Genomic DNA, 16,886 nt, shown 5'->3' with positions numbered 1-16,886 from the left:
CGTGTGCTAACGCACGAGAGCCAGCGGCAGGGCCTGCGCCAGCGGCGCGGTCTCCAGCGCCAGGAAGCCATGGTGGCGGTAGAACGCGGCCGCGGCTTCGTCCTTGGCATCGACGATCATGGCTGCCGCCGCGATCTCGGCCTGGGCCGCCCGGTGCAGCGCATCGACGAGCAGGGCGCTGCCCAGGCCCTGGCCGCGGCGGCTGCCGTCCACCGCAAGGCGGCCCATGCGGATCGCTGGTACCGCCGCATAGCGGGGCAGCTTGCGGCGCCAGTCGGGTGGCAGATCGGGCAAGGGCACGCTGGCGCTGGCCAGCGTGTAGTAGCCGGCAATGCTGCCGTCGCCCGCCAGCGCGACGAAGCATGCGGCCACTCGGCGCCGCATGTCCTGCGCGGCCTGCTCGCGCAGGTAGCGGTTGAGCGCGGGCGTGCCACAGTCGAAGCGGCTGCGCTCGTGGATGGCGGGGTCCAGCGCGGCTACCCGAAATGGCGCGTCCGTCATTCAGAGCGCAGTAGCTGGTCGTGGCGGGCCATGGCGCGCTTGAGCGCAGGCGTGGGCTCGGGCGGCGACAGCAGCGCCTGTGCAAAGCGCTGCTGATCGGCCAGCGACAGGCGGATCACTTCGGATTGCTCGATGGCGCGCTGCGCCGCGTCCTGCACGGCGGCAACCACGAAGTCGGTCAGGGTCCGGCCCTGGATCTCGGCGGCGCGTTTGATCAGCTTCTGCAGGTCCGGGCTGATACGGGCTTCGAGCCGGGCCGTTGCGGATGTAGGCATGGTCTCTCCTGGATGTATCAAGGGCGCGCGCAAGGCGGTTGGCAAGGCTGACGCTGATTGTACGGCAATCTGCCGGAAAACTAGGTGCATGGTTTTGCGCGGCGGCGCCCTGCTTTCGCGCGATGATGGAGGCATGAAGACCCATTTGCTGCGCTATTTCGTGGTGCTGGCCGAAGAGTTGCATTACGGCCGCGCCGCGGCCAAGCTGTCGATCACCCAGCCGCCGCTGTCCGTGGCCATCAAGACGCTGGAGGACGAGCTGGGCGTGCGCTTGCTGGAGCGCAATGCCAAGCAGGTGCAGCTGACCGAGGCGGGGGCGGCCTTTCTGGTGGAGGCGCGGCGCGCGCTGGGCCAGCTGCAGCATGCGGCCGATGTGGCGCGCAAGGTGGCCGAAGGGCGCCACGGGCAGCTGGCCATCGGGGTGACGGCCTCGATGATCTACCGCGATGTGCCGCGCGTGCTGGATGCGTTTGCGCGCCAGCGCCCCGATATCGAGATCACGATACACGAGATGTCCACCGCCGAGCAGCAGCAGGCGGTGGCGCGGGGGCAGCTGCAGGGCGGCTTCGTCAACATCGTCACGCCGGCGATCGGGCTGGACAGTTGCCCGATCGCGCCCGATCCGCTGATGTGCTGCCTGCCCGAGGCGCATCCGCTGGCGCGCCAGCCCGAGCTGGACCTGCGCGCGCTGGCGCATGAGCGCTTCGTGATGTTCGTGCGCGAGGTCAGCCCCGCGTATTACGACGATGTGATCGCCTGCCTGCACGGCGCCGGCATCCACCCCCGCATCCAGCATGCGGTGCGCCAGTGGTTCAGCGTGATCGCGCTGGTGGCCATGGGGCAGGGCGTGGCCCTGGTGCCGGCCTGCATGCAGCGCGCGGGCATGGCCGGCGTGCGTTTCGTGCCGCTGCAGCCTGGCGGCGGGCGCTCGGTGCTTACCTCGGGCGCCTTCGTCTGGCGGGCGCCGGCGGCCAGCGCCGCGTTGCAGGCGCTGATCGGCATGGTGCGCGATTGGTGATGCCTAGCACGCGCGCCACGCCGGGGCGGTGATGATTGCTGCCGTCATGGTCATGAAACTATTGTTTAAAATTTAATATAACAAATAATTAAATTAAATCTATAACAAAAGGTCAAATAGGGCGCTGTACATGAATTTAACGTTCACGCATGGACAACAAGCTCGAATTTGCGCAGCGTCTGCGCAGTGCCATGGTTGACATGGGGCTGGAGCCGCGCCCGGGCGTGCTACTTAATCTCTTCAATGCCAATTACTGGGGGCGTTCGGTCACCTTCCAGGCCGTGTCGCGCTGGCTCAAGGGCGAGGCGATTCCGGCGCAGGACAAGCTGGTGGTGCTGGCGGGCCTGCTGAAGGTGGAGCCCGAGGTGCTGCGCTTCGGCGACTCGGTGCGCCGTTCGGTGCAAGAGCACCGCCAGCGCTGGGACGAGGGCGTGGGCTATCTGGAGCGCGAGGCCTTCGATGCCTTCTTGCGGCTACCGCCGCAGCAGCGCAAGGTGGTGCGCGAGGTGATCCTGACCTTTGCCCGGGTGCATGGCGCCGGCGGGCCCGAAGCGCCGGCGGGCGCGCCACCGGCCGATGGCGGCGGCAAGGGCCGGGAGCCGGCTACTGGCGCCAGAAAAACAGCCCCGCCATCACCAGCCCGGTGAGCACGATGCTGCCGCGCAGCCAGTGCGGCGGGATCTTGCGCGCCGCGCGCGCGCCCAGGTAGCCGCCGAGCGTGGCGGCGAGCATCATCACCAGGGCTTGCTTCCATTGCACTACGCCGCCGGCGGCATAGATGGCGACCGCGATGGCGGTGAGCAGGGCCGACACCAGGTTCTTGATGCCGTTCATCGCGTGCAGGTTGGTCTGGCCCAGCAGGCCCAGCAGTGCCAGCAGCAAGATGCCCAGGCCGCCGTTGAAATAGCCGCCGTAGATGGCCACGGCCAGCATGCCCAGCGCCGCCTTGGCGCTGCCGGGCGCCTGCCCGTGCTGCCCGTCGACCGCCTTGGTGGCCCACTGGCGCAGCTGCGGCCCGAAGGCGAACATGGCGGTGGCCGCGAGCAGCAGCCAGGGCACGATCTTGCGGAAGGTGGCGTCGGGCGTGTACAGCAGCAGTGCCGCGCCGGCCGCGCCGCCGATCAGCGACAGCAGCACCACGCTTTTCATCGACAGGCCGGGCGGGGACTGCATGTCGTCCTTGAAGCCCCAGGCGCCCGCCATGTAGCCCGGCAGCAGGGCCACGGTGCCGGTGGCGTTGGCAGAGACGGGCGGCACGCCGGTGAAGACCAGCGCGGGCAGTGTGAGAAAGCTGCCGCCGCCGGCAACGGCGTTGAGGGCGCCGGCCACGAAGGCGGAGGCCAGCAGCAGGCTGGTGTGGGCAAGGTCTCCCATGGGGCTGGTCGGTTCGTTGATGGAGTCAACCGATCTTAGTGGTGTAATTTATTTGCGCAAGCCGGAATTAGTCACTGAAAAGTCATGGCTGCCGTTTATTTTGCATAGGGGTCCTCGAACCCCAGCTCCTGCATGATGGCGGTTTCGTAGGCTTCCATGTCCTCGGCGTCCTGCTCGCTGGTCTCGTGGTCCCAGCCCTGGGCGTGCAGCGTGCCGTGCACCAGCAGGTGGGCGTAGTGCTCTTCGAGCGACTTGTTCTGCTCGCGCGCCTCGCGCTCGACCACGGGAGCGCACAGCACCAGGTCGGCCATCGCGGTGGGCTCCTGCTGGTAGTCGAAGGTCAGTACGTTGGTGGCGTAGTCCTTGTGGCGGTACTCGCGGTTGAGCTGCTGGCCTTCCTCGGCATCGACGATGCGCACGGTGATCTCGGCGTCCACCGCGAGCGCATGGCGGATCCAGCGGGTGACCTTGCCGCGCGCCAGCACGGCGCGGTGTTTGTCCGCCTCGTCGAAGCGGGCGAACTGCAGCGAGAGCGTGAGTTGGTTCAGTGCCATGTCAGGCGGCTCCCAGGTGAGGCACCAGCGCGCCGGTGGGCTGGCCATTCTTGAGCGCGGCGGTGAAGGCCAGCATGCGGTCTATGGGCAGGCGTGCGCGCGGGATCAGCGCCGGCTCCACATGGACCGCGTTGGCGCCGGTCTCCAGCACGCGGGCCAGGTCGGCCAGGCCGTTCATCGCCATCCAGGGGCAGTGGGCGCAGCTCTTGCAGGTGGCGCTGTTGCCGGCGGTGGGGGCTTCGTAGAAGGTCTTGCCGGGGTTGAGCGTGCGCAGCTTGTGCATCATGCCGTTGTCGGTGGCGACGATGAATTCGCGCGCATCCATCTCGCGCGCGGCCTTGAGGATGGCCGAGGTGGAGCCGACCGCATCGGCCAGCGCCACCACCTCGGGCGGGCTTTCGGGGTGCACCAGGATCTTGGCCTGCGGGTGCTCGGCCTTGAGCAGCTCCAGCTCGACCGCCTTGAATTCGTCGTGCACGATGCAGGCGCCGTTCCAGAACACCATGTCGGCGCCGGTCTGCTGCTGGATGTAGCTGCCCAGGTGGCGGTCGGGGGCCCAGAGGATTTTCTGGCCGGCTTGCTTGAGCGCCCGCACCACGTCGAGCGCGCAGCCCGAGGTGACGAGCCAGTCGGCGCGGGCCTTCACCGGCGCGCTGGTGTTGGCGTAGACCACGACGGTGCGGTCGGGGTGCTGGTCGCAGAAGGCGCTGAACTCGTCTGCCGGGCAGCCCAGGTCGAGCGAGCAGGTGGCGTCCAGGTCGGGCATGAGCACGGTTTTCTCGGGGCTGAGGATCTTGGCCGTCTCGCCCATGAAGCGCACGCCCGAGACCACCAGGGTCTGCGCCGCGTGGTCGCGGCCGAAGCGCGCCATCTCCAGCGAGTCGCTGACCAGGCCGCCGGTTTCCTCGGCCAGGTCCTGCAGGTCGGGGTGCACGTAGTAGTGCGATACCAGGACCGCGTTCCTTTCCTTGAGCAGGCGGCGGATGCGCTCCTTGAGCGCGGCGCGCTCGGTGGCGGAGGGCTCGGGCGGCACGCGCGCCCAGGCGTGCCTGGTGGAGCAGGCGCTGCCGGCCGTGCCGGCGGCATCATCGGCATAGAGCAGGGGCTGCTCGTACTCCACGTTCTTGAGGGGGGCGGTAGTCATCGTGGTCATGCAAAAATGTGAGCTGCTGGCGCTTGTATGTAAACGTTTTCAGATAGTTTTATATTTGAAAACAAGTACTGTAAGGCGCTAGTAGCTACTGTTTTGTTGTCTCTCAGGCGATTTCCTGCAGGCGCATCGAGAAGTCGGTGGCCTTCACGTCCTTGGTCAGCGTGCCGATGGAGATGCGGTCCACGCCGGTTTCGGCGAGCGCGCGCAGGCCGTCGAGGGTGACGCCGCCCGAGATTTCCAGGATGGCGCCGCCCGCGGCATGCGCGGCGTTGATGGCCACGGCCTCGCGCAGCAAGGGCAGCGGCATGTTGTCCAGCAGCACCATCTTGGCGCCGGCATCCAGCGCCTCGGCCAGCTGCTGCAGCGTCTCCACCTCGATCTCGATGAAGGCGGCCTGGGCGGCCACCGCCTGCGCGGCGCGCAGCACGGCGCTCACGCCGCCGGCCGCGGCGATGTGGTTTTCCTTGATGAGCACCGCGTCGTGCAGGCCGATGCGGTGGTTGGTGCCGCCGCCGGTGGCCACCGCGTATTTCTGCGCCAGGCGCAGGCCGGGCAGGGTCTTGCGCGTGTCGACGATGCGGGCCTTGGTGCCGGCGATCGCATCGACGTAGCTGCGCGTCTTGGTGGCCACGGCCGACAGCAGCTGCAGGAAGTTGATCGCGGTGCGCTCGGCGGACAGCAGCGCGCGCGCCTTGCCCTCCAGCTCCAGCACCACCTGGTCGGGCGCGCAGCGCTGGCCTTCGGCCACGCGCCAGGTGATCTGCACATCGGGGTCGAGCGCGCGCAGCGCGGCCTCGGCCCAGGGGGCGCCGCAGATCACGGCGGCCTCGCGGGCCAGCACGCGGGCGCGGGCGCGGCGCGCGGGATCGATCAGGCCGGCGGTCAGGTCGCCGGCGCCCACGTCTTCCTGCAGTGCACGGGCCACGTCCTGGGCCACAAAATCCAGGTTCATGGCGGCCATCACAGTGTTTGGGTGGGAACGTGGTGGCGCAAACCGGCCTGGCGGTTGTTCTCGTCGACGAAGACGAGCTGCGGCTGGTGCGTGGCCACCTGGTCTTCATGCACTTGGGCGAAGGCGGCGATGATGAGCAGGTCGCCCACCGCGGCGCGGCGCGCGGCCGAGCCGTTGACCGAGATCATGCCGCTGCCGCGCTGGCCCTTGATGGCGTAGGTGACGAAGCGCTCGCCGTTGTCGATGTTCCAGATGTGGACTTGTTCGTTCTCGACGATGTTGGCGGCATCGAGCAGGTCTTCGTCGATGGCGCACGAGCCTTCGTAGTGCAGCTCGCACTGCGTGGTCTTGACGCGGTGGATCTTGGATTTGAGCAGGGTGCGGAACATGGGTGTCTCCTGGCAATCTGTGATGAATGGGGGAAATCGGCGGATAGGGTGCGGGGGCCTGCGCCTTATTGCGGCACGAGGATGGTGGGCGCGGCCGGCGCCGCGAGCTCGGGCCAGTCGCGGCTGTAGTGCAGGCCGCGGCTTTCGCGGCGCATCTGCGCGCTCCTGACGATCAGCTCGGCCACCTGCACCAGGTTGCGCAGCTCCAGCAGGTCGCGGCTCACATGGAAGTGGGCGTAGAACTCGGCGATCTCGCTTTGCAGCAGCGCGATGCGGTGCGCGGCGCGCTCTAGGCGCTTGCCGGTGCGCACGATGCCCACGTAGTCCCACATGAAGCGGCGCAGCTCGTCCCAGTTGTGCGAGATGACGACGCATTCGTCGGCGTCGGTCACGCGGCTGTCGTCCCAGCGCGGCAGCTCGGGCAGCACGGCGGGCGCGGCGGCGGCGATGTGGGCGGCCGCCGCGCGGGCGAACACCATGCATTCGAGCAGCGAGTTGCTGGCCAGGCGGTTGGCGCCGTGCAGTCCGGTGCAGGCGGTCTCGCCGATGGCGTACAGGCCCGGCAGGTCGGTGCGGCCGGCCAGGTCGGTCAGCACGCCGCCGCAGGTGTAGTGCGCGGCGGGCACCACCGGGATGGGCTCGCGGGTGATGTCGATGCCGAGCTCGGCGCAGCGCGCCAGGATGTTTGGAAAATGCGCGTGCAGGAACTCGGGGCTCTGGTGCGAGATGTCGAGGTGCACGCAGTCCAGGCCGTGCTTCTTCATCTCGAAGTCGATGGCGCGGGCCACCACGTCGCGTGGCGCCAGCTCGGCGCGTTCGTCGTGCCGTGGCATGAAGCGGGTTCCGTCGGGCAATTTGAGCTGCCCGCCTTCGCCGCGCACCGCCTCGCTGATCAGGAAGCTCTTGGCCTCGGGGTGGTAGAGGCAGGTGGGGTGGAACTGGATGAACTCCAGGTTCGCCACGCGGCAGCCGGCGCGCCAGGCGGCGGCGATGCCGTCGCCGGTGGCGGTGTCGGGGTTGGTGGTGTACAGGTACACCTTGCCCGCGCCGCCGGTGGCCAGGATGGTGTGCGGCGCGCGCAGGGTGATGACTTCGTCGCTGCCTTCGTCGAGCGCATACAGGCCGAGGCAGCGGTCCTGGCCGGGGCAGCCGGCTTTGCGCGCGGTGACCAGGTCAACCAGCGTGTGCTGCTCGAAGAGGGTGATGCCGGGCGTGGCGCGTACGGTATCGATCAGCGTGCGCTGCACGGCGGCGCCCGTGGCATCGGTGGCGTGCACGATGCGCCGCGCGCTGTGGCCGCCTTCGCGGGTGAGGTGCAGCGCGCCGTCCTCCAGCGAGAAGGGCACGCCCAGGCCCTGCAGCCAGCGGATGGCGTCGGGCGCGTTCTCCACCACGAAGCGCGTGGCGGCCAGGTCGCACAGGCCGGCGCCGGCCACCAGCGTATCCTGCACATGGGCGTCGAAGCTGTCGCCTTCGGCCAGCACCGCGGCAATGCCGCCCTGGGCCCAGCCGCTGGCGCCGGCATCGATGGCACGCTTGGTGATGACGGCCACGCGGTGCGTGGGAGCCAGTTGCAGCGCCGCGGACAGGCCGGCCAGGCCGCTGCCCACGATGAGAACGTCGAAATCGTGCGATTGCATGGGGATGGGGGAGAGTGGGAGGGGGTCAGGCCATGGCTGCGCGGTTGGCTATTGGCGAGCTAGCTGGCGGGTGGGCTGGCGGGCATCAGCGGCCATTGCCGCTGCCGCTGCGCCGCTGCGCGTCGTAGGCGTCGACGATGCGCGCCACCAGCGGGTGGCGCACCACGTCGACGCTGGCAAAGCGGCTCACGGCTATGCCGCCCACCCGCTTGAGCACGCGCTCGGCATCGATCAGGCCGCTGAGCGAGCCCTTGGGCAGGTCGATCTGGCTCACGTCGCCGGTGACCACGGCCTTGGCGCCGAAGCCGATGCGGGTGAGGAACATCTTCATCTGCTCGGGCGTGGTGTTCTGCGCCTCGTCGAGGATGATGAAGGAGTTGTTCAGCGTGCGCCCGCGCATGAAGGCCAGCGGCGCGATCTCGATCGCATTGCGCTCGAAGGCCTTCTGCACCTTCTCGAAGCCCATCAGGTCGTACAGCGCGTCGTACAGCGGGCGCAGGTACGGGTCCACCTTCTGCGACAGATCGCCGGGCAAAAAGCCCAGGCGCTCGCCGGCCTCCACCGCCGGGCGGGTGAGCACGATGCGCTGCACGCTGCCGCGCTCCAGCGCATCCACCGCGCAGGCCACCGCCAGGTAAGTCTTGCCGGTGCCGGCCGGGCCGATGCCGAAGGTGATATCGTGCGTGGCGATGTTGTCCAGGTACAGCGCTTGGTTGGGCGTGCGCGCGCGCAGGTCGCCGCGGCGGGTGTTGAGCACCACCGCGTCGCCCGGCGCCTCCAGCATGGCGCTGTCGCCGGCCAGCATGAGCTGGATGTGCTCGTCGCTGATCGGCTCGTCGGCCATCTCGTACAGCGCCTGCAGCAGCTCCAGGGCCGCGTTGGCCTTGGCCTTGGGGCCGTCGATCTTGAACTGCTCGTGGCGATGGGCGATGCGCACCTCCAGGTGCGACTCGATCTGCCGCAGGTGCGCATCGGCCGGACCGCACAGATGGCTCAGGCGGTGGTTGTCGTGCGGAGTGAAGGTATGGCGCAGAATCACGCGGATTTCATCCAAAAATCGGTATGCTGTGCGGCGTTCGCCTCCATGGCGTCAGCAATGAACATACAGGAAAGTCAACAATGATAGGCCGACTGAGCGGAACCCTGGTCGAGAAAAATCCCCCCGAAGTGCTGGTGGATTGCCAGGGGGTGGGCTATGAGGTCCAGGTGCCGATGAGCACTTTCTACAATTTGCCGGCGGTGGGTGGGCCGGTGACGCTGCTCACGCAGTTTATCGTGCGCGAGGATGCTCAGCTTCTGTACGGGTTTGGCTCGGCGCCCGAGCGGCAGACATTTCGCGAGCTGATCAAGATCTCGGGCGTGGGGCCGCGCACCGCGCTGTCCATCCTGAGCGGCATGGGCGTGGACGACCTGGCGCAGGCCGTGTCGCTGCAGCAGGCCGGCCGCCTGGTGAAGGTGCCCGGCATCGGCAAGAAGACGGCCGAGCGCCTGCTGCTGGAGCTCAAGGGCAAGCTCGGCGCCGATGCCGGCGCTGGTCGCGGCGGCAGTGCGGCGGCGGCCAGCGACGCGCAGGCGGATATCCTGCAGGCGCTGGTGGCGCTGGGCTACAGCGACAAGGACGCGGCCGCGGCGCTGAAGGCGCTGCCGGCGGACATAGGCGTGGCCGACGGCATCAAGCAGGCGCTCAAGGCGCTGGCAAAATAACGGGCGGCTATCTCAGCGGTAACTTTGATGGGGAGAAGAATATGAATCAATGGACACAGCGCCGAAGCATCGGCATCTGGTGCGCGGCCGTGGCCACGGCCGCCGTGCTGGCGGCCTGCGGCGGCGGCGATGACGAGGCCACCAGCGTCAAGGACGACTACCCTTGCGCGGCCGGGCAGAGCCAGTGCGTGAATTCGGTGGTGCTGCCGGCGTCGGCCGCCAAGAGCGCCACGGCCTTGGCCGCCGCCGTGCGGCCCGTGGCCGCCACGCTGGTGCTGCCGGCCTTGAGCGAGGCCAAGCAGGTGAGCACCACGGCGCCGGGCGCGCCGCTGCAGATCGGCGCGCCGCGCGAGCTGGGCGCCACGCAGACGGCGGACGCCACCGCCCAGCTGCTGCGCTGGTCGCAGGCGCCCGATGGCGGGCAGGTGGCGGCGCTGAGCGTCACTTCGAGCGGCGCCTACGGCGTGCGCCTGGGTCTGGTGGTGGGCAGCCTGCCCGATGCCGCGCAGATCCGTTTGTACCGCCAGGACCGCAGCGACACCGCCTACCAGGCAAGCGGCCAGTCCATCAACGAGGCCATCGCCCGCAACGTGGCCGCCGACGGCGACAGCCAGGCGGCGCGCACCTGGTGGACGCCCGACCTGGGCGCCGACGAGGTGACGCTGGAGATCGGCCTGCCCGCGGGCGTGCCCGCCGCGCAGCTGCGCATCGCCATCCCCACGCTGGCGCATGCCTACGTCAATCTCGCGCTGCCCACCGAGGCGGACCTGCAGGAGGTATCCGCCGTCGCCAAGGAGGTGGGCGATGCCGGCTCCTGCGAGCAGGATGCGAGCTGCGCCAACCAGTACACCACCGAGCGCAACGCGGTGGCGCGCATGACCTACATGGGCTCGGACAGCAAGTACTACTACTGCACCGGCACCCTGCTGAACAACACCAAGGGCGACTATGCGCCTTACTTCCTGTCGGCCAACCACTGCATCTCGACGCAGTCGTCGGCCTCGTCGCTGCGCACCGACTGGTTCTTCCGCTCGGCCAGCTGCAACAGCACCACGCTCAACTCCGGCCGCAGCTCGCTCACGCAGGGCGCCACCTTGCTGTACGCCACCGCGGTGACCGATACCACGCTGCTGCGCCTGAACGAGAAGCTGCCTGCCGGCGTGACGCTGGCCGGCTGGGATGCGCGCGGCACCATCGGCACGGGCGTCGGTATCTATGCGCTGCACCACCCGCAGGGCGACCTGCTCAAGTACAGCCAGGGCCAGATCCAGCGCTATGACAACTGCACCGTCAGCGGCGGCGGCGTCTCCTGCTCCCAGGGCAATGCGCAAAGCGACTTTTTCCGGGTGAGCTGGACCAAGGGCGTTACCGAGGGCGGCAGCAGCGGCTCGGCCATCTTCAACAGCGGCCGGGTGGTGGGCACGCTGTCGGGCGGCAGCAGCGCCTGCACCGTCAGCGGCGGCACCGACGACTACGGCCGCTTCGACCACGCCTTCAACAACAAGCTCAAGAACTGGCTGGCGCAGTAGCCCGGATGCCGGCGGCCGGGCGCTGGCGCGGTGGGGCGCCGGCCCGGCGGCGGGCGGGCCGCGCGCGTATGATGTGCGCTCAGTGCACGCCTGCATGCCATGACGATCCACACCGACCAATTCGACATTCCCGCCGCCCCCCGCCAGCCCGAGCAACGTGTCATCGCGCCGAACGCCGTATCCGCGCAGGAGGAGGCGCAGGAGCGTGCGCTGCGCCCCAAGCTGCTCGATGAATACGTGGGCCAGGCCAAGGCGCGCGAGCAGCTCGAGATCTTCATCGGCGCGGCCAGGAAGCGCGGCGAGGCGCTGGACCATGTGCTGCTGTTCGGGCCGCCCGGCCTGGGCAAGACCACGCTGTCGCACATCATCGCGGCCGAGCTCGGCGTCAACCTGCGCCAGACCAGCGGGCCGGTGCTCGAAAAGCCCAAGGACCTGGCGGCGCTGCTGACCAACCTGGAGCGCAACGACGTGCTCTTCATCGACGAAATCCACCGCCTGTCGCCGGTCGTCGAGGAAATCCTGTACCCGGCGCTGGAGGACTACCAGATCGACATCATGATCGGCGAAGGGCCGGCGGCGCGCAGCATCAAGCTCGATCTGCAGCCCTTCACGCTGGTGGGGGCGACGACCCGCGCCGGCATGCTCACCAACCCGCTGCGCGACCGCTTCGGCATCGTCGCGCGGCTGGAGTTCTACACCGCCGAGGAGCTGGCGCGCATCGTGATGCGCAGCGCCAGCCTGCTGAGCACGCCGATCGACGATGAAGGCGGCTTCGAGATCGCGCGCCGCTCGCGTGGCACGCCGCGCATCGCAAACCGGCTGCTGCGGCGCGTGCGCGACTATGCCGACGTCAAGGGCAACGGCCGCATCACGCTGGATATGGCCAGCCGCGCGCTGGCGATGCTGGATGTGGATCCGCAGGGCTTCGACGTGATGGACCGCAAGTTCCTGGAGGCGGTGGTGCACCGCTTCGACGGCGGGCCGGTGGGGCTCGATAATATCGCCGCCAGCATTGGCGAGGAGCCGGGGACGATCGAGGATGTGATCGAGCCCTACCTGATCCAGCAGGGCTTCTTGCAGCGCACGCCGCGCGGGCGGGTGGCCACGCAGGCCGCGTACCGCCACCTGGGCCTGGCCATGGGCCGCGAGCGCGGGCCCGGCGGGCAGCCCGAGCTGCTGTAGGCGCGCGCTATCTCAGTACCCGAGGGCGGGCTCCTGCATGCCCATGTGGGCGCACAGGTAGTCCCAGCCGTCCTGGATGACCGAGCGCCGGTCGGGCGATTTGCGCGTCATCAGGCAGATGCGCCGCGACAGCAGCGGGGCCTGCAGCGGCAGGATGACCACGCCTTCGGCCCGATGGCTCTGGGCATACAGGTTCGAGAGCAGGGCGATGCGCAGGCCGCTGCGCACCATCGCGTAGAGGGATTCGGTGAACGCCACGGTCTCCGTCTGCATCAGGCCCACGCCCTGCTGCTCCAGCGTGTGCGAGATCATCTGGTGGGTGCTGCTGTACGACAGCATGGCCAGCGGCTCGCTGCGCAGATCGGCCCAGCTTAGGCTGAGGCGCTGGGCCAGCGGATGGTTGGCCGGCACGATGGCCACGATGTCGTCCTCGGCCACGAAATGGGTCTCGACCGATGCGGGCACCGTGAAGTCCAGCCCCAGGCCGATATCGATCTCGCCGCTTTCGGTGGCGGCCACCAGGTCTTCGTTGCGCATGTCGCGCCAGTGCAGCAGCACCATCGGGTGCTCTTCCTGCCATTGCGCGATCCAGGGCGCGGCCAGCTGCGCGGCCGAGGGAATGCAGGCGATGCGCAGCGTGTCGGTCTGGTATTTCAGCAGTTGCTGCAGGTCCTGCACGCCCTGCTGGTAGTTGTTAAGCATCCATTCCACCTGCGAGCGGATGGCTTCGCCGGCGGGGCTCAGGCGTACATGGTGGGTGCTGCGGTCGAACAGCGTCGTGCCCATCAGCGATTCCAGCTCCCGGATCGCCGACGACAGCGCCGGCTGGCTCATGGCCAGCGCCATTGCCGCACGGCTGAAGCTGCGGTGCGCCGCGACCTCCTTGAAGCAGGCCAGCTGCCGCAGGGTGGGCGTGGGCGGCTGCTGCTCGGCCGCTGCAGTAGGGGTGCCGCTGGAGGGCGCTTGCTTTTTGGTCATGCGAGCCACGAATGTTTACTGAATATACTTTTTTATCATGATATATAAATATTTGATTGTACGAAACTATTGATTGCGTTTGTCAGGGCTGACTGACAATTCTTGATGGTCTTGGCTCAGGCGAGCCGCTCGTCCATGCCCGGAGCTTCGAGGTGGCGCGCATCGGCCCAGCCCACCAGGGTCAGACCGGTGTCGGGCGTCCACAGGAGGCGGTTGATGGCGGCGTTGCCAAGCTCCCAGGTGCGGGGCGCCTGCAGCGGCTGGCGGGTGGCCAGGCGGTACAGCACGTCAAGCAGTCCGCCGTGGGCCACCAGCGCGATCTGCTGGCCCGCATGCCGCCCGGCCAGCCGGTCGACCGCCGAGGACGCACGTTGTTGCAGTACTTGCAGCGACTCACCTTCGGGCGGGGCGTAGTCGGGGTCGCGCTGGCGCCACCGGGCGGCGTCGGCCGGGTGGCTGGCCGCGATGTCGACGAAGCGCCGGCCCTCGAAGATGCCGAAGGAGCGTTCGCGCAGCGCCGGCTCGGCCGCCAGCGGCGCCCGCGTGCGCGCGGCGATGGCCTGGGCGGTGGCCCAGGCGCGGCGCAGGTCGCTGCTATAGATCGCGGCCAGCGGCTCGTCGGCCAGCGCGTCGGCCACCTGCCGGGCCTGCCACTCACCCTGTGCGTTGAGCGCGATATCGGTATGGCCCTGGATGCGCGCATCGGCGTTCCAGGCGGTTTCGCCATGCCGTATGGCAACGATGCGGGTCGGCAGCTGCATGGCGGGGCGGATCAGAGCAGCGACTTGGCGTTGTCGAGCACGAAGTCGCAGGCCTTTTCCTTGAGGTCGCCCTTGACCTTGTCCAGGCTGAAGCTCTGGCCGTTCGAGCCGGTGATCAAGCCGCCCAGGCCGCTCTGGTAGCCGCTGTCCTTGGGCTCTTCCTTCGTGCCCAGGCCCATCTTGCCGAGCAGCTGGTCCTTGACCTGGGCGGCCTTGTCGGCGTTCAGGTAGTTGTTCTTCATGCAGTAGGTGATGACGCCGGCCGCGTTGCCGGCGGTGCCGGAGCTGGTCAGCCCGCCCAGGCTGCCCAGGCCAAGGGCCGATGCGCCATCGCTGCCGCCGGCCAGGCCGCCGAGGCTGCCCAGGGCCGAGGAGCCGCTGCTGCTGCCGCTGCCGAGCTGCGAAGCGCCGTCGCGCAAGGCATCGCCCAGGCCGGCGGCCTGCGCGGTCAGCGCTGCGGTGCACAGCAGTGCCGAAAGGGCTAATTTCTTCATGGCATCTTCCTTTTCTTGATCCATCCGCGAGACGGACGACGGTAGCACGCTGCAGCCAGGGCATCTGTATACGATTGCAAACCAGGCCCTTGGGCCCGGCCGCTTTCCGGGCCTGGCCTATTTGACGGTGGCGGGCACCGCCGGCTGCGCGGGCTGCGTGGCGGCGCGCACGGTGCGCGGCCCTTGCGGCGGCTTGGGAAAGCCGTTGAGCGCCGAGTCGAACAGCATGCGGTAGATCACGCTGTCATCCGACCACACGTCTTCGTAGACCGCCGAGGTCTCGTAGACCACTTGCTGGGTCTTGAAGTCGCGCATCGTGAGCTGCACCGCGCGGTAGTACAGCGAGGGGCCGGTGTCGCGCATCATGAAGCCGCCGCCCCAGCCCCAGCCGCGGCCGTAGCCCATTCCCCAGCCCCAGCCGGGGCGGCCGTAGGGTGAGTTGTAGTACAGCCAGCTGTCGGGGATGTAGCGGGCCTGGGCGCCGATCTGCACCACCAGCGTGCCGGCGGCGTCGTCGCGCGTGAGCCCCACGCCGGCCAGCGACTGCTCGGCCTGGCGCTCGATGGGGGCAAAGGCTTCGGCCTGCTGCTGCTGCGAGGGCAGGCGCTCCAGGCGGTAGGTGGCGGGCGTGGGCACGGCCTGCAGCGTGGAGTAGCTCTGCACCTGGCTCTCGACGGTGCGCACGCTGGAGCAGCCGGCCAGCAGGGCGGCGCAGGCCAGCACTGGGGCCGTGACGAGATAGGTCATGCGGTTCATGGTTGGCTCCTTCGCGATCGGATTATCTTGATAAAGCGCACCATAGCTGGCTGGAACACGGCTGGCTGTCGGTGGTTGCCGGATTGAAAAAACTTTACCCCAGCTGTATCACCTGCATACCTGGGAGGCTGGGCGCGGCGGGGAATTCCTCGGCGTCGAAGGCCTTGTCGCCGTTCTCGTCGGGAATGCCGGTGGCGCGCGCCTGCCGGAAATCGTACAGCTGATTGTCCGCCAGATGGGTGGGAATGACATTCTGCAGCGCGTGGAACATGTTGTTCACGCGGCCGGGGTACTTGCGGTCCCACTCGCGCAGCATCTCGCCCACCTGCTGGCGCTGCAGGTTCTCCTGGCTGCCGCAGAGGTTGCAGGGGATGATGGGGAAGTCGCGGTACTGTGCCCAGCGCTCGGTGTCCTTCTCGGCGATGTAGGCCAGCGGGCGGATCACCACATGCTTGCCGTCGTCGCTGACCAGCTTGGGCGGCATGGCCTTCATGATGCCGCCGAAGAACATGTTGAGCATCAGCGTCTGCACGATGTCGTCGCGGTGGTGGCCCAGCGCCACCTTGGTGCAGCCCAGCTCGTCGGCCACGCGGTAGAGGATGGCGCGGCGCAGGCGCGAGCACAGGCCGCAGGTGGTCTTGCCCTCGGGCACCACGCGCTTGACGACGCTGTAGGTGTCCTGGTTCTCGATGTGGAAGGGCACGCCGGTGCTCTTGAGGTATTCGGGCAGCACATGCTCGGGAAAGCCGGGCTGCTTCTGGTCGAGGTTGACCGCCACCAGGTCGAACTTGATCGGCGCGCGGGCGCGCAGCTTGATCAGTATGTCGAGCAGGGTGTAGCTGTCCTTGCCGCCCGACATGCAGACCATGACCTTGTCGCCATCCTCGATCATGTTGTAGTCGCCGATGGCGCGCGCCACCTCGCGGCACAGGCGCTTTTCGAGCTTGTGGTTCTCGCGCTGGATCTTCAGGCGCTTGGCGCCGGGGTCCGCGGCGCCCGCGTCCGCGGGCTCATCGTCGCCCAGGCTCCAGGCGTTGGCAGGGATGTCGTTCAGAGTGTCATTGAATACGGCGCTCATAGGCTTACCATTGTCCGGTTTCGATGCGAATGGCTACTTCGCAGTCGTCAAAGATTTCAAGTTTGGCGATTTTCACCCGCACGCCGCGCACACTCGGCAGCTGCAGCAGGCGTTGGGCGAGCTTGCCGATCAGGCTCTCCAGCAGGTTCACATGCTCGGCGGTGCATTCGTCGATGATGATCTGGCGCACCTTGCGGTAGTCCAGCACATGGGTGATGTCGTCGTCGTGCGGCGCCAGTGGCTGCTGGCCCAGACTCAGCTCGGCATCCACCTGGATGGGCTGGGGGCGCTGCTTCTCGTGCGCGAGTATGCCCAGGTTGGCGTCAAAGCGCAGGCCGGTCAGCGTCAGGGTTTGCAACCCGGTGTCAAAAGTCGTCATCGCGGTGCCTTAGAGCGTGTTATGCACTTTTACGTGCCCGCGAAAGCCGGGGAAAGGCCCGGCAACGCGACGCAGGCCGCGCCGCGGTTCGCACACCGCCAGCGGACTGCAACAAAGTGGCCGAGCCTTTCCCCGGCTTTCCCGAAGGGTTGGCCCGCAGGCCGGCGCT

The 16,886-nt window shown here is 68.3% G+C and carries 20 protein-coding genes; 5 read left to right on the top strand and 15 right to left on the bottom strand.

All coding sequences use genetic code 11. From position 1 onward, the window contains the following. Positions 1-6: 6 nt before the first annotated feature. Both ACODRX_RS06750 and ACODRX_RS06745 read right to left on the bottom strand, forming a co-directional pair. On the bottom strand, positions 7-501 hold the full coding sequence (locus ACODRX_RS06750) for a GNAT family N-acetyltransferase (RefSeq protein WP_488870428.1): 495 nt from the start codon (positions 499-501) through the stop codon (positions 7-9). Continuing rightward, positions 498-776 carry a type II toxin-antitoxin system TacA family antitoxin gene (locus tag ACODRX_RS06745; RefSeq protein ID WP_488870427.1) on the bottom strand — a complete coding sequence of 93 codons (279 nt, stop codon included), beginning with the start codon at positions 774-776 and terminating at the stop codon, positions 498-500. The genes ACODRX_RS06750 and ACODRX_RS06745 overlap by 4 nt, the downstream gene beginning before the upstream one ends. 133 nt (positions 777-909) lie before the next feature. On the opposite strand from ACODRX_RS06745, the gene ACODRX_RS06740 reads away from it, so the two are divergent. Both ACODRX_RS06740 and ACODRX_RS06735 read left to right on the top strand, forming a co-directional pair. Further along, positions 910-1,794, top strand: coding sequence for a LysR family transcriptional regulator (locus tag ACODRX_RS06740; RefSeq protein WP_488870426.1), 885 nt, complete (start codon positions 910-912; stop codon positions 1,792-1,794). A gap of 149 nt (positions 1,795-1,943) precedes the next feature. Continuing rightward, on the top strand, positions 1,944-2,441 hold the full coding sequence (locus ACODRX_RS06735; protein ID WP_488870425.1) for a transcriptional regulator: 498 nt from the start codon (positions 1,944-1,946) through the stop codon (positions 2,439-2,441). Here ACODRX_RS06735 and ACODRX_RS06730 read toward each other — a convergent pair. The 7 genes from ACODRX_RS06730 to ACODRX_RS06700 all read right to left on the bottom strand — a co-directional run bounded on the left by ACODRX_RS06730 (position 2,398) and on the right by ACODRX_RS06700 (position 8,895). Next, positions 2,398-3,168 carry a sulfite exporter TauE/SafE family protein gene (locus ACODRX_RS06730; protein ID WP_488870424.1) on the bottom strand — a complete coding sequence of 257 codons (771 nt, stop codon included), beginning with the start codon at positions 3,166-3,168 and terminating at the stop codon, positions 2,398-2,400. The two genes, ACODRX_RS06735 and ACODRX_RS06730, sit on opposite strands and share 44 nt — an antisense overlap. Before the next feature lie 95 nt (positions 3,169-3,263). Further along, positions 3,264-3,722, bottom strand: coding sequence for an rRNA maturation RNase YbeY (ybeY, locus tag ACODRX_RS06725; protein ID WP_488870422.1), 459 nt, complete (start codon positions 3,720-3,722; stop codon positions 3,264-3,266). Position 3,723: 1 nt separating this feature from the next. Next, a complete protein-coding gene (gene nadA / locus ACODRX_RS06720) occupies positions 3,724-4,875 on the bottom strand; it encodes a quinolinate synthase NadA (protein WP_488870420.1) in 1,152 nt (383 codons plus the stop codon). Between the two features lie 103 nt (positions 4,876-4,978). Further along, the gene (nadC, locus tag ACODRX_RS06715; RefSeq protein WP_488870418.1) at positions 4,979-5,827 is read right to left on the bottom strand and encodes a carboxylating nicotinate-nucleotide diphosphorylase; all 849 of its coding nucleotides are present in this window, start codon (positions 5,825-5,827) and stop codon (positions 4,979-4,981) included. A gap of 8 nt (positions 5,828-5,835) precedes the next feature. Beyond that, positions 5,836-6,216 carry an aspartate 1-decarboxylase gene (panD, locus tag ACODRX_RS06710; RefSeq protein WP_488870417.1) on the bottom strand — a complete coding sequence of 127 codons (381 nt, stop codon included), beginning with the start codon at positions 6,214-6,216 and terminating at the stop codon, positions 5,836-5,838. A gap of 65 nt (positions 6,217-6,281) precedes the next feature. Further along, on the bottom strand, positions 6,282-7,856 hold the full coding sequence (gene nadB / locus ACODRX_RS06705) for an L-aspartate oxidase (RefSeq protein ID WP_488870415.1): 1,575 nt from the start codon (positions 7,854-7,856) through the stop codon (positions 6,282-6,284). 85 nt (positions 7,857-7,941) lie between these two features. Beyond that, complete coding sequence (locus ACODRX_RS06700; protein WP_488870414.1) at positions 7,942-8,895, bottom strand: PhoH family protein; 954 nt, start codon at positions 8,893-8,895, stop codon at positions 7,942-7,944. A gap of 80 nt (positions 8,896-8,975) precedes the next feature. Between ACODRX_RS06700 and ruvA the strand changes: the two genes are divergently transcribed. The 3 genes from ruvA (at position 8,976) to ruvB (ending at position 12,271) form a co-directional block, all read left to right on the top strand. Next, complete coding sequence (gene ruvA / locus ACODRX_RS06695) at positions 8,976-9,560, top strand: Holliday junction branch migration protein RuvA (RefSeq protein WP_488870412.1); 585 nt, start codon at positions 8,976-8,978, stop codon at positions 9,558-9,560. A 41-nt stretch (positions 9,561-9,601) separates the two neighbouring features. Then, a complete protein-coding gene (locus tag ACODRX_RS06690) occupies positions 9,602-11,089 on the top strand; it encodes a trypsin-like serine peptidase (protein WP_488870411.1) in 1,488 nt (495 codons plus the stop codon). Positions 11,090-11,188: 99 nt separating this feature from the next. Further along, positions 11,189-12,271: a Holliday junction branch migration DNA helicase RuvB gene (ruvB, locus tag ACODRX_RS06685; protein WP_488870410.1), complete on the top strand. Its 1,083-nt coding sequence runs from the start codon at positions 11,189-11,191 to the stop codon at positions 12,269-12,271. A 12-nt stretch (positions 12,272-12,283) separates the two neighbouring features. Here the strand turns inward: ruvB and ACODRX_RS06680 are convergent, their stop codons facing one another. The 6 genes from ACODRX_RS06680 to ACODRX_RS06655 form a co-directional block, all read right to left on the bottom strand. After that, positions 12,284-13,249, bottom strand: coding sequence for a LysR family transcriptional regulator (locus ACODRX_RS06680; RefSeq protein ID WP_488870408.1), 966 nt, complete (start codon positions 13,247-13,249; stop codon positions 12,284-12,286). Between the two features lie 116 nt (positions 13,250-13,365). Continuing rightward, complete coding sequence (locus ACODRX_RS06675) at positions 13,366-14,010, bottom strand: histidine phosphatase family protein (RefSeq protein WP_488870407.1); 645 nt, start codon at positions 14,008-14,010, stop codon at positions 13,366-13,368. Positions 14,011-14,021: 11 nt separating this feature from the next. After that, a complete protein-coding gene (locus ACODRX_RS06670; protein ID WP_488870406.1) occupies positions 14,022-14,504 on the bottom strand; it encodes a YjjA family protein in 483 nt (160 codons plus the stop codon). 117 nt (positions 14,505-14,621) lie between these two features. Continuing rightward, the gene (locus ACODRX_RS06665; protein ID WP_488870552.1) at positions 14,622-15,251 is read right to left on the bottom strand and encodes a DUF4136 domain-containing protein; all 630 of its coding nucleotides are present in this window, start codon (positions 15,249-15,251) and stop codon (positions 14,622-14,624) included. 103 nt (positions 15,252-15,354) lie between these two features. Beyond that, on the bottom strand, positions 15,355-16,338 hold the full coding sequence (ttcA, locus tag ACODRX_RS06660; protein ID WP_488870405.1) for a tRNA 2-thiocytidine(32) synthetase TtcA: 984 nt from the start codon (positions 16,336-16,338) through the stop codon (positions 15,355-15,357). A gap of 4 nt (positions 16,339-16,342) precedes the next feature. Beyond that, entirely contained in the window at positions 16,343-16,717 is a 375-nt protein-coding gene (locus tag ACODRX_RS06655; protein ID WP_488870404.1) for a dihydroneopterin aldolase, read from the bottom strand. Between the last annotated feature and the right edge of the window lie 169 nt (positions 16,718-16,886).

The organism is Comamonas sp. FG99, from assembly GCF_057808605.1.
This window is presented reverse-complemented; position numbering and strand designations above follow the sequence as displayed.